Source organism: Thermocrinis jamiesonii (assembly GCF_000702425.1).
GTDB lineage: Bacteria > Aquificota > Aquificia > Aquificales > Aquificaceae > Thermocrinis > Thermocrinis jamiesonii.
On the sequence record NZ_JNIE01000002.1, the window covers coordinates 1 to 20,191 of the forward strand.

The window sequence follows — 20,191 nt, forward strand, 5'->3', positions numbered from 1 at the left end:
GGACCAATGCCCCAAACAAGGGAACACGTGCTTTTGGCAAGGCAGGTCAATGTTCCTTACATAGTGGTGTTTATGAACAAATGTGACATGGTGGATGATCCGGAGCTTTTGGACCTTGTGGAGCTTGAGGTGAGGGAGCTTCTTAACAAGTATGAATTTCCTGGGGATGAGGTGCCGGTTATAAGGGGATCAGCCTTAGGGACATTGCAGGAGTTAGAAGCGGGCAAGCCGGACAAGTGGTGCAATGCCATAGTGGAACTGCTTAATGCCATGGACGAATACATTCCAACACCTGTGAGGGAAGCAGACAAACCATTTTTGATGCCCATAGAGGACGTATTTAGCATATCTGGACGTGGAACAGTGGTTACAGGTAGGGTAGAGCGTGGTGTGTTAAAGCCTGGTGAGGAAGTGGAGGTAGTTGGGCTGAGGGAAGAGCCGATAAAGACAGTAGCTACATCCATAGAGATGTTTAGGAAGGTTCTTGATGAGGCATTGCCTGGGGACAACATAGGAGTGCTTTTGAGGGGTGTAGGTAAGGATGACGTGGAGAGGGGTCAGGTATTGGCAAAGCCTGGGAGTGTGACACCGCACAGGAGGTTTAGGGCACAGGTGTATGTATTGACGAAGGAGGAAGGGGGAAGGCACAGTCCGTTTTTTGTGAATTACAGACCGCAGTTTTACTTTAGGACGGCGGACGTGACAGGGGTGGTGGTGAAGTTACCGGAGGGTCAGGAGATGGTGATGCCTGGGGACAATGTGGAGCTTGAGGTAGAGCTAATAAAGCCCATAGCGATGGAGGAAGGTTTAAGGTTTGCCATAAGGGAAGGTGGAAAGACAATAGGTGCAGGTGTTGTCACAAAAATACTTGACTGAGGGGTAAAGGATGGAGCAGGACATAATACGAATAAAGCTAAGATCTTACGATCATAGATTGTTGGATCAATCCGTTAGGCAGATAGTGGATGTGGTAAAGAGAACAGGAGGTATAGTGAGAGGTCCTATTCCCTTGCCTACAAGAAGAAAAAGATGGGTGGTTTTACGCTCTCCTCACAAGTTTGATCAGTCTAGAGAACACTTTGAAATAAGGGAGCATAAAAGAATTTTGGATATAGTTCGGATAACCCCTCAAACTGTGGAATCTTTGATGAGCCTAAATCTGCCTGCAGGGGTAGACGTTGAACTTAAAATGGGGAGCTAAACATGAGTATGGGTCTTTTTGGAATAAAGTTGGGTATGACGAGGGTTTTCTTGAAAGACGGCACAGTGGTGCCTGTTACTGCTATAAAGGTTCCAAAGCATATTGTAACCGCCATTCGCACGTTGGAGAAGGATGGTTACAATGCGGTTCAGCTGGGTGCCTTTGAAGTAAAAGAGAAAAAGCTCACAAAGCCAGAGATAGGGCATCTAAAAAAGGTTGGTGCCATTCTGGTAAAAAGGTTAAAAGAATTTAGAGTAGATAATCCCCAAGATTATCAGGTGGGACAAGAAATAAAGTTGGAGGATGTTTTTAAACCTGGAGATTTGGTGGATGTGGTTGGGATAAGCAAAGGTAGAGGTTTTGCTGGTGCGATGAAAAGATGGGACTTTGGCGGTTTTCCAAGATCTCACGGACACAGATATCACAGAGCGGTAGGTTCTATAGGCCAAAGGACTGATCCAGGAAGGGTGTGGAAAGGCAAAAGAATGGCTGGACACTGGGGTGCGGAGAAGATAAGAGTTCAATCCCTTTTGGTGGTGGATGTGTTGCCCGATAAAGGAGTAATGCTTGTGAAAGGTTCAGTACCTGGTCACCCAAAGGGAATACTGATTATAGAAAAGAGCAAGATAGCAAACAGAAGATCACAGAGGTTGAAACTAAATAGAATAAAACACATTCCAGAGAACATCCTTAGGAGTGAAGCATGAGTGAGTTGAGGGAAGATATATTTGGGCTTGAGGTTAAGAAGCATATTTTGTGGGAAGTGGTAAAGTGGCAACTTGCCAAAAGAAGGCAAGGAACACACAGCACCAAAACTAGAGGCGAAGTAGCTTACAGTGGAAGAAAGCTTTATCCCCAAAAGGGAACAGGAAACGCAAGACATGGAGACAGAGGAGCAAACATCTTTGTAGGAGGTGGTGTAGCACACGGTCCTAAACCAAGGGATTACTACTACCCTCTGCCTAAGAAAGTAAGGAAGTTGGCGCTAAAGATGGCTCTTTCCGCAAAGGCTAAGGAAAATGCAATAGTATTGGTGGATAGCATAAATATTGGAGAGGTTCCAAAAACAAAAAAGGCCGTGGAATTCTTAAAAGCCAATGGCTTGGAAGAGAAAAAGGTTTTGGTTGTAATTGCTGAAAGAGATCAAGTAGTGGAAAAATCTTTCAGAAATTTACAGAACGCAAAGGTCCTTCCTGTGGAAGGACTTAATGTTTATGACACTCTTTGGGCGGACTATTTGATAATAACCAAACCAGCCCTTGACAAAATTTACGAGAGGTTGGGTTCATGAAAAGGCCAGAGGACATAATCATAAGACCAATAATTACAGAAAAAAGCAACAGACTTATGGAAGATTACAAAAAATACACCTTTGAAGTGGCAATGGATGCCACAAAACATGAAATTAAGTATGCTGTAGAAAAGCTCTTTGGCGTCAAGGTTCTTAAGGTAAACACCATGATAGTAAAACCAAAGAAGAAGAGGGTTTTTGGTAAATTCAGAAAGTATGGATATACAAAAGCTTACAAGAAGGCCATAGTTACTATAGACCCATCTCAAGAAATTGATCTTGCTAATGTGAGGTAAAAACATGGGTGTGAAAAAGTTAAAACCGGTCACCAATGGACAGAGACATGCGGTTCTGTACGACTTTGCAGAAATAACAAAGTCAGAACCTGAAAAGTCTTTGACATACTTTTACAAGAGAGCCAAAGGGCGCTCTCACGGAAAGATCACTGTAAGGTCCAGAGGCGGAGGCCACAAGAAGAGATACAGGATAATAGACTTTAAGAGAGACAAGAGTCTTGTGCCCGCAAAGGTTGCAAGCATAGAGTACGATCCTTTCAGGTCTGCACGAATAGCCCTACTGCATTATGCAGATGGAGAAAAAAGGTACATAATATGGCCAGAAGGACTGAAGGTAGGCGATACAGTAGTTTCTATATCCTACGAAGATGCAATTGCAGGCAAGGAGCTTCCGGAGATAAAACCCGGAAACGCTTTACCTCTAAAGTTTATTCCAGTGGGAACTATCATTCATAACATAGAGCTACATCCAGGTAAGGGTGGGCAGTTGGTAAGGTCCGCTGGAACTTCTGCCCAGGTAATAGGTAAGGTAGATGATTATGTGCAAGTAAGACTTCCATCGGGTGAAATAAGGCTTATTCATGAAAGATGTATGGCTACGGTTGGAGCTGTCGGACTAGCTGAACATGAGCTTGTTAAATACGGAAAGGCTGGAAGGTACCGTTGGCTTGGGTGGAGGCCTCACACAAGGGGAACAGCTATGAACCCTGTGGATCATCCCCACGGTGGTGGTGAAGGTAAAACAAAAGGAAAGCATCCAGAGTCTCCATGGGGATGGAAGACAAAAGGATACAAGACAAGAAGGGGCAAAAAGTATTCAGACAAGTTTATCTTAGTTAACAGGAAAGGCATACCTCTTAAGGAGGGTATTAAGTAATGGGTTTTAAGGGTGCTTGGAACAAAAGGAATAAGCTAATAGAAGATCTGGACACTTTTCTGAAACTTTACAAAAAAGTCCAGAAGGCTTACAAAAAAGTTAGAAAGGTTCAGCATACGCCAGAGTTATTCCAAAAAGCATACGAAAAATACAAAGCGATTTGGGATGAATACAGAAAACTCGTGGATAAGAAGGCTTGGGTAGATCCAAAGCTTTGGTATAGAATAAGAAAAATGAACCAAACGGGAGAAAGAAAGGTGATAAAAACCTACAGTAGGGACACTACAATAATACCAGAGTTCGTGGGTCATACGATAGCGGTTCATAACGGTAAAACTTTCGTTCCAGTTTATATTACTTCTGATATGGTAGGTCATAAGTTGGGTGAGTTTGCTCCAACGAGGACATTTAAAGGCCACCCGGATAAGTCCTCAAAGGTGGCCAAGAAAAAGTGAGGTGAAAGCATGCGGGCAGTTTTAAGGTACGCAAGAATTTCTCCTATAAAGGCAAGGCAAGTGCTAAGGATAATACAGGGAGCAAAAGCGAGTGATGCACTTTATCAACTAAAGTTTATTCCCAAAAAGGCCGCAAGGATAGTGGAAGGGGTCTTAAAAAGCGCATTGGCAAATGCGGAGCAAAAGGGTATGAACCTTGACAGGTTATACATAAAAAAGGCTGTCGCAGACGAGGGTCCTATGTACAAAAAGTGGATTCCAAGAGCACACGGAAGGGCTACGATGGTGAGAAAGAGAACCTCCCACATAACCATAGAGTTAGAGGAGAAGAAGGAGGAAGACTGATGGGGCAAAAAACGCATCCCATAGGTTTTAGGATAGGAATTATAAAAGACTGGAACTCCAGGTGGTATGCGGATAAAAGAGACTACACTAAGCTTTTGCATCAGGACTTAAAGATTAAGGAGTACATAAAGAAAAGATATAGCGCAGCGGGTATTTCCAAAATCATAATTGAAAGGGCGGCGGAGAAAGTAAGAATAAGGATAAGTGTAGCAAGGCCCGGGATCATAATCGGTCGTAAGGGTGCGGAGGTAGAACAGCTTAAGAAGGACCTACTCAGCATTGCTCCAGGCTATAATTACAACATAAACGTAGAAGAGGTTAGGGTTCCTGAGTTGGACGCTCAGCTGGTAGCAGAAGAAATAGCTCTGCAAATAGAGAGGAGAGTTTCCCACAGAAGAGCTATGAAGAGAGCAATAGACAACGCACTTAAGGCTGGCGCAAAGGGTGTTAAAATTCAGGTGAAGGGAAGAATAGGTGGTGCAGAGTTGGCAAGGGCTGAATGGTTTTTGGTGGGAAGGATGCCTCTCCAAACTCTGAGAGCTGATATAGACTACGGTTTTGCAGTAGCTCAGACAAAGTATGGAGTTTTGGGTGTGAAGGTTTGGATATACAAGGGTGACGTGCTAAAAGCAGGTAAAGAAGAGATCGTCAAGAAGATAGAGGAAGACTTAAAGAAAGCGGAGAAGGAGGTAAGCTAACATGTCCTTTCTTGCACCTAAAAAGACAAAGTTTAGGAAACAGCAAAGAGGAACGCTAAAAGGCAAAGCCTTTAGGGGTAACAAAGTATCTTTTGGTGAATACGGCATACAGGCTTTAGAAGCTTGCTGGCTAACCCAAAGGCAAATAGAAGCGGGTAGAGTTGCGCTGGTTAGGAGCCTTCGCAAAGGAGCAAAGATATGGATAACCATATTCCCCGATAAGCCCTATACCAGAAAGCCCAATGAAGTGCGTATGGGTGGTGGAAAGGGTGATCCGGAAGGTTTCGTAGCAGTCGTAAGACCCGGAAGGATACTTTATGAATTCTCCGGTGTGTCGGAAGAGGTTGCAGAAGAAGCCTGCAGGTTAGTATCTTCCAAACTACCCATAAAGGTCAGACTGGTAAAGAAACATGGAGGTGTTGGAGGATGAAAGCAAAAGAACTGGCAAAGCTCTCAATTGAAGAGTTGTTAAACAAAGAAAAAGAACTTAGAAAAGAGATCTTGGAACTGCGTTTTAAGAAAAAGATTGAAGGTTTAAAAGACAAGATGATTATTAGAAAAAAGAGAAAGGACTTAGCAAGGGTTTTAACTATCATTAGACAAAAACAGCTGAGGGGTGAAGCATGAAAGAAAAAAAATGGCACGAAAAAAGAAAGGAGTTTGTGGGTGTTGTTGTGAGCGATAAAATGGATAAAACAGTTGTAGTTAGGGTAGATAGAAAAGTGCAACACCCAATTTACAAAAAACACATAATAAGAAGTAAAAAATATCATGCTCATGACCCAGAAAATCAATGCAAAGTAGGGGATGTAGTTGTCATAAGGGAAACGAGACCTCTATCAAAGACTAAAAGGTGGGTGGTAGTTAAAATACTGCAGAGAGCCCAAACCCAACTTGAATGAAGATTGTGCTCTTGATAAAAGGAGATCCTTTTTCTTGGAAAGCTCATGAAGCTTTGCGTGTGGGCTTAGCCTTGGGCATAAACCACGAAGTTTTTATAATTTTTTTTAAAGATGGAGTTTATACCTTGACAAGATGCAACTGGGAAAATCTTTTAATTTCTGGTTTTGAGAAGCTAATAGAGAATCTTGAGTATGTGAACGTTAAACTTTTCGTAGAGGACCTTTCTGCAGAGGAAAGGGGGCTAAAAAAAGGGGACTTCGTAAAAGATGTGGAGTTTATAAACATTGAGCAAATTAAAAGGATTTTAGCCTCTTCGGAAGCGGTGCTCGTATGGTAAGAACCCTTTGGTTGGTAAGAAAGCTGGGAGATTTTAGTTCGGATCTGTTGGAAGAAGGGGATGTGGTTGTGTTAATTCAGGATGCGGTTCTGAGGTTTCCATCCAGAAGGGATTGGTTTGCGTGCAAGGAAGACGTCCGAGACAGAGGTCTGAAGATCCCAGAAGAAAAGCTAAAGTCTTACGAAGAGATAGCAGAGCTTATTTTAAAGGCACAAAGGATAGTAGTTTGGTAATATAATCATACTCTATGGCAAGGTACGATGTGGTTATAGTAGGAGCAGGTGGTGCAGGTTTGAGGGCCGCAATTGAGGCGAGCATGGACCCCAACATTAGAGTGGCGGTCATTTCCAAGGTTTATCCTACTCGTTCCCACACAGGCGCAGCCCAAGGAGGTATAAATGCGTCCCTTGGTAATGTTATCCCAGAAGATTCGCCCGAATCCCACGCCTTTGATACAATAAAAGGCTCGGACTTTTTAGCGGATCAGGATGCGGTTTTCTTTATGTGTGAAAATGCGCCTGACATTATATACGAACTTGACAGATGGGGTGTTCCCTTTTCACGTCTTCCGGATGGAAGGATAGCCCAAAGGCCCTTTGGCGGAGCATCTTTTCCAAGGACAGTTTTCTCCGCAGACAGGACAGGCCATGTTATACTTCACACTCTATTTGAACAGGCGTTAGCCCGCGACAATATAGACTTTTACAACGAATACTTTCTCTTAGACATAATCCACAATGGTGTTAGAGTAAAGGGAGTTTCGGTTTATGACATAAAGAACGGAGAAGTGTTAAACATTGAAGCAAAGGCGGTTATTTTGGCTACGGGCGGTTTTGCTAGAATTTACTGGCAAAGAAGCACAAACGCAGTTGGAAACACCGGAGACGGTGTAGCTGTTGCTTTTAGGGCTGGCTTGGCACTAAAGGACATGGAGTTTATCCAATTCCACCCCACAGGCTTGGCAAAGACGGGCATACTCCTTTCCGAAGCCTGTAGAGGTGAAGGAGGATACCTTCTAAACGCGCTGGGTGAGAGGTTTATGAAAAGGTATGCTCCAGAAAAGATGGAACTAGCACCAAGAGATATGGTCTCAAGGGCAATAGAGTATGAAATCAAAGAGGGAAGGGGTGTAGGCAGTGGCACAAGCGCCTATGTTTATTTAGATCTGAGACATTTGGGAGAGGCTAAGATAAAAGAAAGACTTCCACAAGTGCGCCAGCTTGCTATAGACTTTGAGGGTGTCGACCCAGTTAAAGAGCTGGTTCCCATTAGGCCAACCGCCCACTACTGTATGGGAGGCATACATGTAGTTAATTACAGAACCAGTGCTACAGAGCTGGAAGGACTCTACGCCGTAGGAGAATGCGCGTGTGTATCCGTGCATGGGGCCAACAGATTGGGAGGAAACTCTCTAACGGAAATCCTTGTTTTTGGTAAATTCTGTGGTATATCCGCAAGGGAGTATGCCAAACAGGTAGATTGGTTACCTTTGACCGAGGCGGAAAGGAAGAAGAACATAGAGTTCATAGAAAGATTAATGAACAGGGAAGGGTCTGAAAAGTTGGCTGACATAAGGAAAAGGATGGGCGAGATAACCTGGGAAAAGGTGGGAATATTTAGGGATGAAAGATCTTTGCAAGAAGCGTATAAAGAGCTTAGCGAGCTTTTGGAAAGATGGGAAGCCATACCGGTGGTGGACAAGAGCAAAATCTTCAACACAAACTTGGTGGAAGTTTTAGAACTTAGAAACATGCTGGAGTTAGCTAGGGTAGTAGCCTATTCTGCCCTTCACAGAAAAGAATCAAGGGGAAGTCACACAAGGGAAGATTACCCTAACAGAGACGACAAAAACTTTCTCAAGCATACACTGGTATATCAAAGGGATGACAAACTTGTGATTGAATATATACCTGTAAGCATACTTAAATACCAACCTGCCCAAAGGACTTACTGATGAAAATAGGTATATTGGGTGGAGGACAGCTTGGCTGGATGACTATACTTGAGGGTAAAAAGCTCGGTTTTGAGTTTTTAGTCTTGGACAAATCAAAAGATTCTCCCGCTTGTAAGGCAGCAGATAGATGCTTTGATTACTCCGAAGTGGATGAGTTTGCAAAACTTTGCGATGTTGTAACTTATGAATTTGAACACATTCCCGACGAGGTGTTGGAAAGTGTTTCTCATATAACTTTGCCTTCTGTGGAAGTTCTAAAGCTTAAAAAAAGCAAAGTGGAAGAAAAGCTGTTTCTAAAAAGAGGGGGCTATCCTGTGCCAAACTTTGCGGTAGCCTTTGGGAAAGACTTAAGCAGGGTTGTTTCTACGTTTAAATTGCCTGTGGTAGTAAAAGCAGAAAGTTTGGGCTATGACGGAAAGGGTCAGTACTTGATAAGGAACGGGGAAAAACTTAAGACCGTCATGATGAACCACAGAGAGGAAGAGAGATTTTTGGTGGAAGAATTTGTAGATTTTGATTTTGAGTTTTCCATAATAGGTGTCAGAAACGATAAAGGAGAAATAAAACTATATCCACCAACAATAAACTATCACGAGGAGGGGATCCTTATCTACAACAAAACCGCTGACTTAAATCTTCCGCTTGCTCAGGAGATAGTCATATCTTTGATGGAAGAGCTAAATATCGTTGGAATTCTGTGCGTTGAGTTTTTTCACACAAAGGATGGACACATACTTATAAACGAAATGGCTCCCAGGACGCACAATACGGGTCACTGGACTTTGGACGGCTGTTACACCTCCCAGTTTGAAAACCTACTTAGAGCAATCTCAGGCTTACCCCTTGGTTCTACAAAGCTGAAAAGCCCTTCTGGTATGATAAACATAATCGGCAAATCTTACGAAGAGATAGACATAAAAAGGATCCTTTCCTTAGAAGGGTCTAAGCTTTACTGGTACGGAAAGGAAAAAAGATCCAGAAGGAAAATGGGACATATAAACGTTGTGGGAGATAGTCAGGAGGAGGTGGATGTCATTTTAAAAACTCTACTTTTTGATATTCTGAAATATAGTATTACACCTAAGCTTGATACATACGAGTATACGGTTTAAGCCATAGTATTTCCATGCTATAATTTAACACAGGATGCTTGCTATATGCTTTAACCTTGCTGAAGAGGTTTTCTATTTATGCATGTATTAAGTAGGCAAGCTATATACGATAAGCACAACAACGTAGTTTTCTGGGAGGTATTTTTGCAAGATAGAGAAACGGGAAAACATCCTCAAAATCTAGATCCATTAAAGGCTACCAGTATTGCGGTAGATCTATTAGTGGAATTGGGTATGTACAAAGTTGGTGGAGGAAAGTTGGTTTTTGTGAATGTGCCTGCCGTATTTTTGGAAGCTTCTATGTTTGACCTTGTTTCCCCAGAATACGTTGGCATAGAGTTAGTGGAAAACAAAAGTATAACAAATCAAACCTACGACGCTATAGACATTTTACTTAAAAGAGGTTTTAAGTTTTGTATAGATGATTTTGGGTTTGAGAGGATAGATTATCTACCCATTTTAAACAAAGCCCATTTTGTCAAGATAAATATTAAAAACAACCCTTACAATCTGGTGGAGCTAAAGGAAGTAATAGCTATACTCAAAAGTTTAAAAAAGGGTGCAATAGCCAAAAATATAGAAACGGAGGAAGATTATAAAATGGCAAAAGAACTCGGTTTTAACTATTTTCAGGGTAACTACCTTTCCCCTCCCGTACTCTTAAAGGATACAAAAGCTATAGTTTATCTCAAAGGTACTTTATTTAAGCTTTACAAAGCCCTGAAAGAAGGTGATTTAAAACGAGTCGCTAATATTTTAGAACAGGATGTGGGAGCAACATATAAATTGCTGAAGTTTGCTAACTCCGCTATGTTCCGTAGAATTAAAAAAATAGGCACCTTAGAGGAAGCAATAGTTCGTTTGGGTTTTGATAACATAGTTAAATTTGTGATAATCCTTGCCCTTTCCGAAATGTTTGTAGGAGAAAAAGAAAAAGAATATTGGAAAAAGGCTCTTTATAGGGCTAGCCTGTCGGAAAAATTGGCAGAGATTTATGCTCCAGGTTTGAAAGGGAAAGCTCACTTGGTTGGTTTGTTTTCCTTATCCTGGCAGATCTTTGGGCAAGAACCCAAGGAGATAGCTTCACAGTTGGGACTGGACAAAGAAATTCAGGATGCTCTTGAGAGAAAGCCTAATGAGTTGAGTTTTATACTTTCTTTGGTAGAGTTGATAGAAGACTCCACAGATAGTAAGGTTATAGAAAAAGTTGCCAAAACTTTGGGTATTACAAAGCAGGAACTACATTCAATAGTAGAAGAGGCAATAAAAGAATCAAGAATGGTTGAAGAAGAGTTTTCTTAGTCTGTCGCGTAGCTGTGAAGTCCCGGAAAGAAAAGATTTATTGCAAAAAAGCATATTAGCACGTTTATAAATCCAAAAACTAACAGCCATGCGCTTTTTGTCCCTCTCCAGCCAAGCATTTGCCTTGTATGAAGGTAAGCACCAAAGAAGAGCCAAACTATAAGGGACCATACTTCTTTCGGGTCCCAGCTCCAGTAACCTCCCCATGCTTCGTTAGCCCAAGCTGCACCTAAGATGATGGAGGCAGTCCATATGGGAAACACTGTAACCACCGATTTATAGGCAATTTCATCCAGAATATCCAAAGATGGTAAGAAGTTTAAGTTTGGTTTCTTTTCTTTTAGCAGATACAAAACCGCGCCAGCAAAGGCAACCGTAAAACCTGCATAACCAACAAAGGCAGTTACAACATGCAGGTATAACCAATAGCTTCTCAGCGCCGGCATTAAAGGCACTATTTCTGCATTTGCTTTGTAAACCGCAAAAAGAGACAATCCAAATACAACTGGTAGCACAAACAAACCTAAGAGCTTTACACCGTATTTTCTTTCTATGATTAAATAAATCGCACCCGTTACAAAGCTCCAAAAGGTTAAAGCCTCAAATAGATTGGACCATGGTGGATGAAAAGCACCCATTTCATAAGTCTGTATGCTTCTCCTTATCATACCGGTTAAGTTCAAAAGTAAGCCTAAGAAAAGTGTAACACTTGATGCGTGGTACAGTAAACCCTCCTTTGTTAGGAACACAGAAAGATATAATAGGATGGAAAGCCCGTAAAGTATTGTAGCGGATTTATACCAAAAAGTATTATCGTAGGGAAGAAAGGAAAGTAGAACGGAGAGCATAAGCCCAAAGGCTAGGAATAACCAAAAACCTTGCCTACTTAGAAAACTATCCTTTACTAATACATTTCTCATACTTTTAAATATAAAACCTACTTCTGAGGTTGCACGTCAACTTTTATCTGAACCTCAACCTCCGGGTGGAGTTTTATTTGCACAGTGTATATTCCCACTTCCCTTATAGGTTTGCTAAGAATTATCTTTTTTCTATCTATTTCAAACCCTTTTTCACTGAGGGCTTTGGCAATCTCTGCACTTGTTACCGAACCATAGAGTTTTCCCTTTTCACCCACAGGATGCTTTATTTCCAACATAAAGCCTTCCAATTTTTTCGCCAAAGCCAAAGCCTTTTCTTTTTCTTTTTGAAGCTTCCTAAGTTTTTGGGAGATTATACTTTTGACGTGTCTTAAGTTTGATTCCGTGGCAGGAAGTGCTATACCTTTGGGTATTAGATAGTTACGCGCAAATCCGTCCTTTACGTTTATCACATCTCCCATATTGCCATAACCTTCCAGTTCTCTGAGAAGCACCACTTTCATCTTACTTACCTCCTCAGATGATAACGTAAGGCATTAGAGCCAACTGTCTTGCCCTTTTTATTTCTCTGGCTAATATACGCTGATGCTTGGCACATACACCAGTGTGCCTTCTACCTATTATTTTGCCTCTTTCGGATATAAACTTGGTAAGTTCTTCATAGTTTTTGTAGGACGGGTTCTTGCCTTTCTCGCAAAAGTAACAGGTTTTTTTTGCGCTCCTTTTTATCTCCATGCTAAAACCTCCTTAAAATGATAGTTCGTCTTCTTCGGAAGGAAAAGGATTCTCCATTTCCTTAGGCAATACCTCCTCTTCTATAGGTTCTTCCATTTTTGGTTTTCTTACAATCCTAACAGATTCTGCCACTATTCTAACCCTACTTTGGTTTTTTCCCTCTTTATCTATCCATCTATCCTGAGAAAGTCTTCCTTCTATTACCACTGTATAGCCTTTAAAAAGCCTTGTGCTAAGACTTTCTGCCAACCTACCGTAGGCTCTTACATCAAAAAAGTGTGTTTCTTCTCTCCATTCGTCCCTAACCTTGAATCTTCTGTTGTAAGCTATGGAAAACTCAGCAACTTGTGTGCCGGAAGGTAGGTAAATTATTGAAGGGTCCCTTACCAAGTTACCTATTATGATCACTTTGTTAAGCATTGGTTGTGATCTCCTTTTCGCTCACCCGAAAGTTTAACCACCTTATTACATCTTCGTTTATCCTGTAATAAAAATCCAAATCATTGGGCAATTCTGGATTGCTTGATTTGATCTGAATGATAAAATACCTTCCACTGCTGAAGTGATTTATTCTGTAGGCTAACTGCTTTAGCCCCCAATCTGTTACGCCGAGCACCTCACCACCCTTCTTGGCTATATAGTCCTTTATCTCCTGCACCCTTCTGCTTACTTCCTCTTCCGAAAGAGTAGGCTTTAGAACTATCACACTTTCGTAGTATCTTGTAGTCTCGTAATACCTCTTTGCCATAGCAACCTCCTGGCCTTTTTAGGTCCCCACTAATGCCAGTGGGAACAAGGTTTAGTCTTTTTATTTTATCACTTTTTGAACCTGCTGGCAAGCTCTTCCATAATTTGATGCCACTCCAGTCCTTTGGTCACCAAAGCCAAGGTTAAATGATACAAAAGGTCTGAAACCTCCATGGCTATTTGCTTTTGCTCTCCGTTTTTTATCGCTATCAGGGCTTCTATTGCCTCTTCTCCGAATTTTTGAAGAATTCTGTCTTCACCTTCCATAAAGAGTTTTACTGTGTATGAACCTTCCTGTCTTTCTGAAAGGCGCTGTTTTATGACCTCCTCAAGCCTGGTAAGTGTTTCAAAGGGCAAAGGTTTTTCTACCTTTTCCCCTTTTATGTTTCTAAAAAAGCAATTTCTTTCTCCTGTATGGCAAGCTTTGTTCAGCTCTTGCTTGATGATATATAAAAGAACATCTTCGTCGCAGTCTATCCTTATTTCAACTATCCTTTGGAGTTCTCCGGAGCTTTCCCCCTTTTTCCACACGCTTTTCCTTGACCTTGAATAGTAGTGGGCATAGCCTGTTTGTAAGGTTAGCATTAAAGCAAGTTGATTTGCCCATGCAAACATTCTTATTTCCCCAGTCCTGTAGTCTTGTGCTATCACAGGCACAAGCCCATCAGCGTTCCACTTTATGCTCTTTAAAAGCTCATCCGAATATGTCAATGGGTTCTTCTCTAAATCTTCCATCTATCAGCTCCCAACTTCTGTATGATACCACTTTTCCTTTGCTAACGGAAAGGATTATGTAAGAAAAACCTTCAAAGGCTCTTTCTTGGTCAAACTGGGAGGGCCTGTCGGGATGGTCTGGATGAGAATGATACACACCTACAATTTCAAGCCCAAACTCCCTTGCTTTTTTTTCCGCTTTCAGGTAATCCTTTGGATCTATTTCGTATCTGTCGTTTTTTCTATCTGGGTTTGCATTCGGTGTTTCATAGGCTCCAAAAACAATTCTTAAGTCCTTTTCGTATTTACCAAGCAAAAGGCCACAGGTTTCACAAGGGTAATCCCTTTCCGCTTGGAGAATCATCTTCTGAAGGGCAGAGTTTTTAAGCTTTAGCATGGATCAAAAGCTCCGCTATTTGCACCGCGTTAGTTGCCGCACCCTTTCTTATGTTGTCTGCAACAATCCACATAGAAAGTCCCGGCTCAAAAACCAAATCCTTCCTAATCCTACCCACAAACACCTCATCCTTGCCTGCTACATCTATCGGTGTAGGATAGCCATCTTCTACGAGAATCACACCCTTTGCCTTTCTTAAAAGCTCCATGGCTTCTGCTGGCTCTAAGGGTTTCTTTAGCTTTACAGAAACCGCCTCCGAGTGTCCGTAAAAGACAGGAACCCTTACCGTGGTAGCGCTAACCTTTATGTTTTGGTCATGCAGTATTTTCCTTGTTTCGTTTAGCATCTTCATTTCTTCCTTGGTGTATCCGTTTTCTGTAAATACGTCTATTTGTGGGACCACATTGAAGGCTATTCTTCTTGGAAGATGTTTAACTTCCATTTCTTTTCCTTCACACCAAGCTTTGGTTTGTTCTTCCAACTCCTTTATAGCCTTTGCACCAGCACCGGAGACCGATTGATAAGTGGATACCACTATAGCTTCTATTCCCACCGCATCGTATATTGGCTTTAGAGCTACTACCATTTGTATGGTAGAGCAATTTGGATTGGCTATAATTCCTTTGTGATTTTCCACATCCTCCGGGTTAACCTCTGGCACCACCAATGGCACCTCTGGATCTAACCTCCACGCTGATGAGTTATCCACAACCACCGCTCCGTCCTTTACAAACCTTGGAGCATATTCTTTGCTTATACCAGAACCTGCAGAGAAAAGCGCTATGTCTATGCCTTTGAAGGAGGTTTCTTTGTTGAGTGCCCTTACCTTGAACTTTTCGCCTCTGAAGGTTAGCTCTACCCCCTCAGACTTTTCGGAAGCAAAAAGATAAAGTTCATCTACCGGAAAATTTCTTTCTTCTAAGACTTTTAAAAAGGCTCGCCCAACTTCTCCCGTAGCTCCTACTATGGCAACTTTCATAATTTATAATTTTAAGCCCTATGAATCTTTCCATTAAACTTTTTGGTATTGAGTTTAAAAACCCTGTATGGGTTGCCTCCGGGACCTTTGGGTATGGATTGGAGGCTTTGGAGCTTTACGATGTGTCTAAGCTTGGTGCGATAGTTACAAAGGGCTTGTCCTTAAGGCCACGTCAGGGCAATGAACCAAACCGAATAGCGGAAACTCCTTGTGGTATGCTAAACTCCATAGGCCTTCAAAATCCCGGCGTGGAAGAGTTTTTGAAAAAGATCTATCCAAAAATAGAAAAGCTAAACACCCACTTTATAGCTAACGTTTTTGGGGAAACAGAAGAGGAATACTTAGAAGTTTGCATGGCTTTGGAGGGTGCAAATAAGATTGTCGCTTACGAGCTGAACGTCTCTTGTCCGAACGTAAAGAAAGGTGGGCTTGCCTTTGGACACGACCTGAAGGTTTTGGGTAATTTGGTGAGCAGAATCAAAGGAAAAGTTAAAAAGCCAGTGCTTGTAAAGCTATCTCCAAACACTGGGGAGGTGGTCCCTTTTGGTAGGGTTTGTGTAGAAAACGGTGCGGACGGGCTGGTAGCCATAAACACCATAGTTGGGATGAAGATAGACATAAGAACAAAAAAACCTGTGCTATCTACGGTAAAGGGTGGGCTTTCCGGACCTGCCATTTTACCCATCGCAGTCAGGATGGTTTGGGAGCTGTATCAAGCTTTAGGAGAAGAGATTCCAATAATAGGGGTAGGTGGAATATTTGACACAAACTCAGCCCTTGAGCATATTTTAGCTGGAGCAAGTGCGATACAAGTAGGAACCGCTAACTTTTTTGATCCACTTAGTCCTTTGGGTATAATTGAAGGTATATCCCAATACATGAAAGAGCAGGGTATAGAAAGATTTGAACAACTTGTAGGTTTAGCTCATCATGGACAACAAGCTGATAGATGCCCTTGTTAGCTTGCTAAAAGGTGATTTAGTGCAGACCCACGCCAGTTGGGTTATATTAACCGAGGACTTTGCCTACAAGATAAAAAAGCCTGTAAATTTTGGTTTTTTGGATTATTCTACTTTGGAAAAGAGAAAGGAAAACTGCCAAAGGGAGTTGGATTTAAACAAAAGGCTCTGCCCGTGGGTTTATTTAGAGGTTGTGCCTATAGTAAAAACTGCTGAAGGCTACAGCTTGGGAGGAGAAGGACAGGTGGTGGAGTATGCGGTAAAGATGAGAAGGATACCGGAAAATAGGATTATGAAAAACCTGCTAAGTAGTCTAACAGCTGAGCAGATAAAGGCTTTATCCAAACACCTATGGAATTTCCATCAAAGGGCAGAAAGAAGGGATGAGTTTGGTAGGCTGGAAGTGATGAGGTTTAACACCGATGAAAACTTCCTTCAGACAGAAAAATACGTGGGTATAACCATAGAAAGGGACGATTTTACTTTCATAAGGGAAAGGACAGAGGAATTTTACAAGCGTTATGCTTGGTTGTTTGAAAAGAGGATAGAGGATGGAAGGATTAGGGACGGACATGGAGACATAAGGCTTGAGCATGTTGCCTTTTTGGATGAAGGAGTGTGTATATTTGACTGCATAGAGTTTAACGAAAGGTTCCGGTGTGGGGATGTTCTAAATGATATGTGTTTTCTTTCTATGGAGCTTGATTTCTACGGAAGGAGCGATTTGACGGAGATTTACGAAGAGGAATACAAGCGCCTGAGTAAGGACCCAGAGTTTGATATCTTTTTACCCTTCTTTAAATGCTACAGGGCATACGTGCGTGGCAAAGTGGAATCTTTTATGCTGGATGATCCTAATCTTCCGGAAGATCTAAAGAGAGAGCACAAGGAAAGGGCAAGAAGGTTTTTTAAACTGAGTAGATACTACGCAGAGCAAATCAATCAAGCCACTTAAGAATTAGGCCAAAGCCTTCTTCTTTTTTAATTTTTCCCCTTCCTTTCTTCCCTTTTCCTCTTGTTTCAATTTCAGAGTATTTTATTACCAACTCATTTCTTGGATCTATACGTTTGGCTCTATCAAAATAAATTTTTGCTTCTTCATCTTTTTCCATAAATATCAAAATAAGGCCTATGCTTGCATTTACTCTAGCTTCCCAAGTTCCGTCTGGAGCGTATCTTAACGCAATAGTAAGTCTGTTATATGCGTCAGAGTAATAACCACACATACCTTCTGCTACGCCTAGCCAATATAGGGCTTCAAAGTTGTTAGGATTTTTAGCAAGGGCTTTGTTAAACTCTTGAATAGCTTTTCCACAATTACCCTTTCTGAGGTGTTTCTTTCCATTTTCTACCGCTTTTTCTGAAGCTATTATCAGACCAGGTGGCCTATAGGTTTGGGGTTTGGTATTTACTTCTATCCTTCCTGCACACGATAGTATGAAAAGAAGTGATGTTATTATCAATAACTTGATAGCCATTAATTAAGAAGTATAAACCAACCAATAGATTTTTCAAGTATATCCGACTTTCAACTCCACACGGTAGATTAGGAACTAGTTTTGGCATATCCCCGTTATTCCTTGGAATATTTCTTTCAACTCCACACGGTAGATTAGGAACTCTTTACACGGAGATTCTGAGGATGGGAATAAACATCTTTCAACTCCACACGGTAGATTAGGAACCTGTAATTACAAGAGGGGCTATAATTATGTGGTTGGAAGCTTTCAACTCCACACGGTAGATTAGGAACATGTTGTTTTCAAAAACTTCAAACAAATCATTAAAACACTTTCAACTCCACACGGTAGATTAGGAACCCCAACTGACCACTTTAATCAAAATAAGACAAATCAATAATTTTGTCAAGGGGGTACCCCTCGCAAATGAAGGTTATTTTCCGAAAATCCGAGGTCGTGCAAAGTTGAGTGTGTTATTGTCAAATTTAAGTCCTTGTCTCCCAATGCTTTAAGCAATCGTGCATAATTATGACTTTATGTTTTTGCATAAAGGCATCAATTTTAAAGCTATGAAACGCAAAAAGAAGAAAGTGGTAAAAGCCACAATTTTATTGCCCTCCGAAGTCCATCACTAAAAGAATTAGAGAAATACCCCCTTAAGGAAACCACACCATATTCAGTTGCCAATTTAACATGGGTCCCCTTTTGGACCCACAGACCTATTAAAAATTATACCAAAAGCGCCTTTATTTCCAAAAATCTTTTGAAAATATCCAAAGAAAGAAGTTCCCTTTCCCCTAAGGAGTTACTCAGGCACTCCGTAAGGTATTCCTTAAGCTCTTCCTTAGAGTATCCCTCTATCTCTACTTTGCCCTCTTCTAAATCCTTGTAAAATGCCTCTAAGGAGAGAGAAACCAAGTTTTCTATCAATTCGTCTAAGTATTGGGGAGCGTCTGACCTTACTAAGAACAAAGCGAACACAAAGGGTAACTTATGCACTTTGAACCACTCTTGGGCTAAGTCGTAGATGTATGGATATAACTTTTGTGCTTTTGTAGAAAGGGCTTCATCTCCTATAAGCAAAAAGGCATCCGCCTCTTCTTTGTTTTCGGTGTATATTGGATTTAGCTTGTATATCTCTTCTAAGACATAAAAACACAGGTATTTAGAAGTTAAAGATGCGGGAGTTAAATATACTTTTTTCAGTTCTACCAACGGTTTGGTTGAAAATATGGCTACAGAGCATGCCCTTTCCCTTGAGGAGATAGAAATATTAGGTATTATCCTGTATTGGTCAGGGCGAAGGAGGTATTCTACGGACGAGACTATGCCTGCTTGGATTTTGCCTTCTCTGAGTAGGCTAACAAGTTGAGAAGGGTGTCCTTCTACAAGCTCAATTCTTGGATCTCTAAATTTATAAAAGAGCGGTAGGGTGTTAAGATAGGACACCTTTCCGATTTTGAACATTAAACCTGCTTTGAAAGTTCAATGAATTTGAAAAGTTTCTCTTTGGCTTTACCACTCTTTATTGACTCCTTTGCCATCTCTAATGCGGTGCGCTTGTCATCTGTCTTTCCTGATATCAAAATCCCAAAGGTAGCATTTAAAAGGACCATATCAAGAGCTGGGGAGGGTTCTCCACTCAGCACAGATAAAGCTATCTTTGCGCTCTCTTCCACAGATTTGACTTTTATGTAATCTTGTGGATAACGCCTAAAGCCTAAATCTTCTGGGGTAAATTCATACAGGCTCACCTCACCTCCTTTAACCTCTGCTATGGTGGTTGGTGCGGATATGGAAACTTCGTCAAGCCCATCTTTGCCATGAACCACCACCGCGCTGATCACACCCAATTTTAAAAGTGTCCGAGCTATCTTTTCTACAAACTGGTCCGAAAACACACCCAAGAGCTGTCTCTTTGCGCCTGCCGGATTGGACAATGGACCTATAAGATTGAAAACAGACCTTATACCTACTTCCCTTCTTGGACCCACTACCCTTTTCATGGCAGGATGGAATATGGGAGCAAACATAAAGCCTATGCCAATCTCTTCTATCATCCTTTTCACCTGCTGGGGACCCAAATCTATCTTTGCTCCTAAGTGTTCCAAAAGGTCCGCACTTCCGCTTTTGGAGGAAACAGACCTATTGCCGTGCTTTGCTACCTTTATGCCTGCCCCAGCCAAAACAAAGGCAGTCACCGTGGATACGTTAAAGGTTTCTGCCAGGTCTCCACCAGTCCCGCAGGTATCCACCAAGTTTTCTGGATCTTCCACTTCTACCTTTGTCGCTTTAGCTCTGAAAAAACTTGCTGCACCCTCAAGCTCTTCTACGGTTTCTCCCTTCATCTTCAGTCCCATCAAAAAAGCACCTATCTGAGCATCTGTCGCCCTACCCTCCGTGATATCCTCAAGAACCCGAACCATTTCCTCTTTACTTAAGTTATCAAACTCAGATAAGCGCCTTAAAATTTCCCGCATGTGTTAGATTATACACTTTTCCCTTGACTTTTCACAAATGAGAATTATTATCATTTAGAGTATAAGGA

The 20,191-nt window shown here is 41.6% G+C and carries 30 protein-coding genes and 1 CRISPR repeat array; of the genes, 19 read left to right on the top strand and 11 right to left on the bottom strand.

All coding sequences use genetic code 11. The features are described from left to right. From K217_RS0100040 to K217_RS0100120, 17 genes are all read left to right on the top strand, one after another. Positions 1–876, top strand: an 876-nt coding sequence (locus K217_RS0100040; protein ID WP_029551091.1) for an elongation factor Tu, incomplete at its 5' end; no start/stop codon positions are given. 10 nt (positions 877–886) lie between these two features. Beyond that, a complete protein-coding gene (gene rpsJ / locus K217_RS0100045) occupies positions 887–1,201 on the top strand; it encodes a 30S ribosomal protein S10 (protein ID WP_029551092.1) in 315 nt (104 codons plus the stop codon). 2 nt (positions 1,202–1,203) lie between these two features. Beyond that, on the top strand, positions 1,204–1,908 hold the full coding sequence (gene rplC, locus K217_RS0100050; RefSeq protein ID WP_029551093.1) for a 50S ribosomal protein L3: 705 nt from the start codon (positions 1,204–1,206) through the stop codon (positions 1,906–1,908). Further along, positions 1,905–2,492, top strand: coding sequence for a 50S ribosomal protein L4 (gene rplD, locus K217_RS0100055; RefSeq protein WP_029551094.1), 588 nt, complete (start codon positions 1,905–1,907; stop codon positions 2,490–2,492). The genes rplC and rplD overlap by 4 nt, the downstream gene beginning before the upstream one ends. Then, a complete protein-coding gene (gene rplW, locus K217_RS0100060) occupies positions 2,489–2,788 on the top strand; it encodes a 50S ribosomal protein L23 (protein WP_029551095.1) in 300 nt (99 codons plus the stop codon). The genes rplD and rplW overlap by 4 nt, the downstream gene beginning before the upstream one ends. Positions 2,789–2,792: 4 nt before the next feature. Next, on the top strand, positions 2,793–3,665 hold the full coding sequence (gene rplB, locus K217_RS0100065; protein WP_029551096.1) for a 50S ribosomal protein L2: 873 nt from the start codon (positions 2,793–2,795) through the stop codon (positions 3,663–3,665). 158 nt (positions 3,666–3,823) lie between these two features. Next, positions 3,824–4,120, top strand: coding sequence for a 30S ribosomal protein S19 (gene rpsS / locus K217_RS07750; RefSeq protein WP_038028064.1), 297 nt, complete (start codon positions 3,824–3,826; stop codon positions 4,118–4,120). Between the two features lie 9 nt (positions 4,121–4,129). Beyond that, on the top strand, positions 4,130–4,465 hold the full coding sequence (rplV, locus tag K217_RS0100075) for a 50S ribosomal protein L22 (RefSeq protein ID WP_029551098.1): 336 nt from the start codon (positions 4,130–4,132) through the stop codon (positions 4,463–4,465). Continuing rightward, positions 4,465–5,163, top strand: a complete 699-nt coding sequence (gene rpsC, locus K217_RS0100080) for a 30S ribosomal protein S3 (RefSeq protein ID WP_029551099.1) — start codon at positions 4,465–4,467, stop codon at positions 5,161–5,163. Before rplV ends, rpsC begins: the two co-directional genes overlap by 1 nt. Before the next feature lies 1 nt (position 5,164). Continuing rightward, positions 5,165–5,593 carry a 50S ribosomal protein L16 gene (rplP, locus tag K217_RS0100085; RefSeq protein ID WP_029551100.1) on the top strand — a complete coding sequence of 143 codons (429 nt, stop codon included), beginning with the start codon at positions 5,165–5,167 and terminating at the stop codon, positions 5,591–5,593. Further along, the gene (rpmC, locus tag K217_RS0100090) at positions 5,590–5,790 is read left to right on the top strand and encodes a 50S ribosomal protein L29 (protein WP_029551101.1); all 201 of its coding nucleotides are present in this window, start codon (positions 5,590–5,592) and stop codon (positions 5,788–5,790) included. The genes rplP and rpmC overlap by 4 nt, the downstream gene beginning before the upstream one ends. After that, positions 5,787–6,065 (top strand): 30S ribosomal protein S17, encoded by a 279-nt coding sequence (rpsQ, locus tag K217_RS0100095; RefSeq protein ID WP_029551102.1) that lies wholly within the window; start codon positions 5,787–5,789, stop codon positions 6,063–6,065. Before rpmC ends, rpsQ begins: the two co-directional genes overlap by 4 nt. Continuing rightward, complete coding sequence (locus tag K217_RS0100100) at positions 6,062–6,403, top strand: DsrE family protein (RefSeq protein ID WP_029551103.1); 342 nt, start codon at positions 6,062–6,064, stop codon at positions 6,401–6,403. Before rpsQ ends, K217_RS0100100 begins: the two co-directional genes overlap by 4 nt. After that, a complete protein-coding gene (locus tag K217_RS0100105) occupies positions 6,397–6,636 on the top strand; it encodes a hypothetical protein (RefSeq protein WP_029551104.1) in 240 nt (79 codons plus the stop codon). The genes K217_RS0100100 and K217_RS0100105 overlap by 7 nt, the downstream gene beginning before the upstream one ends. A 14-nt stretch (positions 6,637–6,650) precedes the next feature. Next, positions 6,651–8,357 (top strand): FAD-dependent oxidoreductase, encoded by a 1,707-nt coding sequence (locus K217_RS0100110; RefSeq protein ID WP_029551105.1) that lies wholly within the window; start codon positions 6,651–6,653, stop codon positions 8,355–8,357. Further along, complete coding sequence (locus K217_RS0100115) at positions 8,357–9,469, top strand: 5-(carboxyamino)imidazole ribonucleotide synthase (RefSeq protein ID WP_038028050.1); 1,113 nt, start codon at positions 8,357–8,359, stop codon at positions 9,467–9,469. Before K217_RS0100110 ends, K217_RS0100115 begins: the two co-directional genes overlap by 1 nt. Positions 9,470–9,547: 78 nt before the next feature. Next, on the top strand, positions 9,548–10,771 hold the full coding sequence (locus tag K217_RS0100120; RefSeq protein WP_029551107.1) for an EAL and HDOD domain-containing protein: 1,224 nt from the start codon (positions 9,548–9,550) through the stop codon (positions 10,769–10,771). Here K217_RS0100120 and ccsB read toward each other — a convergent pair. The 8 genes from ccsB to asd form a co-directional block, all read right to left on the bottom strand. Beyond that, positions 10,768–11,691, bottom strand: coding sequence for a c-type cytochrome biogenesis protein CcsB (gene ccsB, locus K217_RS0100125; RefSeq protein WP_029551108.1), 924 nt, complete (start codon positions 11,689–11,691; stop codon positions 10,768–10,770). The two genes, K217_RS0100120 and ccsB, sit on opposite strands and share 4 nt — an antisense overlap. 17 nt (positions 11,692–11,708) lie before the next feature. Continuing rightward, entirely contained in the window at positions 11,709–12,155 is a 447-nt protein-coding gene (rplI, locus tag K217_RS0100130) for a 50S ribosomal protein L9 (protein WP_029551109.1), read from the bottom strand. A gap of 13 nt (positions 12,156–12,168) precedes the next feature. Next, the gene (gene rpsR / locus K217_RS0100135) at positions 12,169–12,387 is read right to left on the bottom strand and encodes a 30S ribosomal protein S18 (RefSeq protein WP_029551110.1); all 219 of its coding nucleotides are present in this window, start codon (positions 12,385–12,387) and stop codon (positions 12,169–12,171) included. Between the two features lie 12 nt (positions 12,388–12,399). Further along, positions 12,400–12,807, bottom strand: a complete 408-nt coding sequence (gene ssb / locus K217_RS0100140) for a single-stranded DNA-binding protein (RefSeq protein WP_029551111.1) — start codon at positions 12,805–12,807, stop codon at positions 12,400–12,402. Further along, entirely contained in the window at positions 12,800–13,135 is a 336-nt protein-coding gene (gene rpsF, locus K217_RS0100145) for a 30S ribosomal protein S6 (RefSeq protein WP_029551112.1), read from the bottom strand. Before rpsF ends, ssb begins: the two co-directional genes overlap by 8 nt. Positions 13,136–13,203: 68 nt before the next feature. Continuing rightward, positions 13,204–13,869 (bottom strand): bifunctional phosphoribosyl-AMP cyclohydrolase/phosphoribosyl-ATP diphosphatase HisIE, encoded by a 666-nt coding sequence (hisIE, locus tag K217_RS0100150; protein ID WP_052177993.1) that lies wholly within the window; start codon positions 13,867–13,869, stop codon positions 13,204–13,206. Beyond that, positions 13,829–14,245 (bottom strand): M67 family metallopeptidase, encoded by a 417-nt coding sequence (locus K217_RS0100155; RefSeq protein WP_029551114.1) that lies wholly within the window; start codon positions 14,243–14,245, stop codon positions 13,829–13,831. Before K217_RS0100155 ends, hisIE begins: the two co-directional genes overlap by 41 nt. Next, complete coding sequence (asd, locus tag K217_RS0100160) at positions 14,232–15,224, bottom strand: aspartate-semialdehyde dehydrogenase (protein WP_029551115.1); 993 nt, start codon at positions 15,222–15,224, stop codon at positions 14,232–14,234. Before asd ends, K217_RS0100155 begins: the two co-directional genes overlap by 14 nt. A gap of 20 nt (positions 15,225–15,244) precedes the next feature. On the opposite strand from asd, the gene K217_RS0100165 reads away from it, so the two are divergent. Together K217_RS0100165 and K217_RS0100170 are read left to right on the top strand one after the other, a co-directional pair. After that, positions 15,245–16,186, top strand: coding sequence for a dihydroorotate dehydrogenase (locus K217_RS0100165; protein ID WP_029551116.1), 942 nt, complete (start codon positions 15,245–15,247; stop codon positions 16,184–16,186). Next, positions 16,155–17,138, top strand: a complete 984-nt coding sequence (locus K217_RS0100170) for a hypothetical protein (protein WP_029551117.1) — start codon at positions 16,155–16,157, stop codon at positions 17,136–17,138. The genes K217_RS0100165 and K217_RS0100170 overlap by 32 nt, the downstream gene beginning before the upstream one ends. Here the strand turns inward: K217_RS0100170 and K217_RS0100175 are convergent. The 3 genes from K217_RS0100175 to trpD form a co-directional block, all read right to left on the bottom strand. Next, positions 17,122–17,661 carry a tetratricopeptide repeat protein gene (locus K217_RS0100175; RefSeq protein WP_029551118.1) on the bottom strand — a complete coding sequence of 180 codons (540 nt, stop codon included), beginning with the start codon at positions 17,659–17,661 and terminating at the stop codon, positions 17,122–17,124. The two genes, K217_RS0100170 and K217_RS0100175, sit on opposite strands and share 17 nt — an antisense overlap. A gap of 47 nt (positions 17,662–17,708) precedes the next feature. Continuing rightward, positions 17,709–18,003: a CRISPR direct-repeat array (repeat unit 29 nt; unit sequence CTTTCAACTCCACACGGTAGATTAGGAAC). 369 nt (positions 18,004–18,372) lie between these two features. Next, positions 18,373–19,110 (bottom strand): menaquinone biosynthesis protein, encoded by a 738-nt coding sequence (locus K217_RS0100180; RefSeq protein ID WP_029551119.1) that lies wholly within the window; start codon positions 19,108–19,110, stop codon positions 18,373–18,375. Further along, the gene (gene trpD / locus K217_RS0100185) at positions 19,110–20,123 is read right to left on the bottom strand and encodes an anthranilate phosphoribosyltransferase (RefSeq protein WP_029551120.1); all 1,014 of its coding nucleotides are present in this window, start codon (positions 20,121–20,123) and stop codon (positions 19,110–19,112) included. Before trpD ends, K217_RS0100180 begins: the two co-directional genes overlap by 1 nt. Positions 20,124–20,191: the final 68 nt, after the last annotated feature.

What these genes read in the sequence shown, in the direction of transcription:
- rpmC (WP_029551101.1), top strand. Translation starts at nt 5,590, where the DNA reads ATGAAAGCAAAAGAACTGGCAAAGCTCTCAATTGAAGAGTTGTTAAAC.
- K217_RS0100170 (WP_029551117.1), top strand. Translation starts at nt 16,155, where the DNA reads ATGGACAACAAGCTGATAGATGCCCTTGTTAGCTTGCTAAAAGGTGAT.
- rplD (WP_029551094.1), top strand. Translation starts at nt 1,905, where the DNA reads ATGAGTGAGTTGAGGGAAGATATATTTGGGCTTGAGGTTAAGAAGCAT.
- rplP (WP_029551100.1), top strand. Translation starts at nt 5,165, where the DNA reads ATGTCCTTTCTTGCACCTAAAAAGACAAAGTTTAGGAAACAGCAAAGA.
- K217_RS0100120 (WP_029551107.1), top strand. Translation starts at nt 9,548, where the DNA reads ATGCATGTATTAAGTAGGCAAGCTATATACGATAAGCACAACAACGTA.
- rpsR (WP_029551110.1), bottom strand. Translation starts at nt 12,387, where the DNA reads ATGGAGATAAAAAGGAGCGCAAAAAAAACCTGTTACTTTTGCGAGAAA.
- rpsF (WP_029551112.1), bottom strand. Translation starts at nt 13,135, where the DNA reads ATGGCAAAGAGGTATTACGAGACTACAAGATACTACGAAAGTGTGATA.
- rplW (WP_029551095.1), top strand. Translation starts at nt 2,489, where the DNA reads ATGAAAAGGCCAGAGGACATAATCATAAGACCAATAATTACAGAAAAA.
- K217_RS0100110 (WP_029551105.1), top strand. Translation starts at nt 6,651, where the DNA reads ATGGCAAGGTACGATGTGGTTATAGTAGGAGCAGGTGGTGCAGGTTTG.
- ssb (WP_029551111.1), bottom strand. Translation starts at nt 12,807, where the DNA reads ATGCTTAACAAAGTGATCATAATAGGTAACTTGGTAAGGGACCCTTCA.
- trpD (WP_029551120.1), bottom strand. Translation starts at nt 20,123, where the DNA reads ATGCGGGAAATTTTAAGGCGCTTATCTGAGTTTGATAACTTAAGTAAA.
- hisIE (WP_052177993.1), bottom strand. Translation starts at nt 13,869, where the DNA reads ATGGAAGATTTAGAGAAGAACCCATTGACATATTCGGATGAGCTTTTA.
- rpsJ (WP_029551092.1), top strand. Translation starts at nt 887, where the DNA reads ATGGAGCAGGACATAATACGAATAAAGCTAAGATCTTACGATCATAGA.
- ccsB (WP_029551108.1), bottom strand. Translation starts at nt 11,691, where the DNA reads ATGAGAAATGTATTAGTAAAGGATAGTTTTCTAAGTAGGCAAGGTTTT.
- rpsQ (WP_029551102.1), top strand. Translation starts at nt 5,787, where the DNA reads ATGAAAGAAAAAAAATGGCACGAAAAAAGAAAGGAGTTTGTGGGTGTT.
- K217_RS0100165 (WP_029551116.1), top strand. Translation starts at nt 15,245, where the DNA reads ATGAATCTTTCCATTAAACTTTTTGGTATTGAGTTTAAAAACCCTGTA.
- K217_RS0100180 (WP_029551119.1), bottom strand. Translation starts at nt 19,110, where the DNA reads ATGTTCAAAATCGGAAAGGTGTCCTATCTTAACACCCTACCGCTCTTT.
- K217_RS0100115 (WP_038028050.1), top strand. Translation starts at nt 8,357, where the DNA reads ATGAAAATAGGTATATTGGGTGGAGGACAGCTTGGCTGGATGACTATA.
- rplV (WP_029551098.1), top strand. Translation starts at nt 4,130, where the DNA reads ATGCGGGCAGTTTTAAGGTACGCAAGAATTTCTCCTATAAAGGCAAGG.
- K217_RS0100100 (WP_029551103.1), top strand. Translation starts at nt 6,062, where the DNA reads ATGAAGATTGTGCTCTTGATAAAAGGAGATCCTTTTTCTTGGAAAGCT.
- K217_RS0100175 (WP_029551118.1), bottom strand. Translation starts at nt 17,661, where the DNA reads ATGGCTATCAAGTTATTGATAATAACATCACTTCTTTTCATACTATCG.
- asd (WP_029551115.1), bottom strand. Translation starts at nt 15,224, where the DNA reads ATGAAAGTTGCCATAGTAGGAGCTACGGGAGAAGTTGGGCGAGCCTTT.
- K217_RS0100105 (WP_029551104.1), top strand. Translation starts at nt 6,397, where the DNA reads ATGGTAAGAACCCTTTGGTTGGTAAGAAAGCTGGGAGATTTTAGTTCG.
- rplC (WP_029551093.1), top strand. Translation starts at nt 1,204, where the DNA reads ATGAGTATGGGTCTTTTTGGAATAAAGTTGGGTATGACGAGGGTTTTC.
- rplI (WP_029551109.1), bottom strand. Translation starts at nt 12,155, where the DNA reads ATGAAAGTGGTGCTTCTCAGAGAACTGGAAGGTTATGGCAATATGGGA.
- rpsC (WP_029551099.1), top strand. Translation starts at nt 4,465, where the DNA reads ATGGGGCAAAAAACGCATCCCATAGGTTTTAGGATAGGAATTATAAAA.
- K217_RS0100155 (WP_029551114.1), bottom strand. Translation starts at nt 14,245, where the DNA reads ATGCTAAAGCTTAAAAACTCTGCCCTTCAGAAGATGATTCTCCAAGCG.
- rplB (WP_029551096.1), top strand. Translation starts at nt 2,793, where the DNA reads ATGGGTGTGAAAAAGTTAAAACCGGTCACCAATGGACAGAGACATGCG.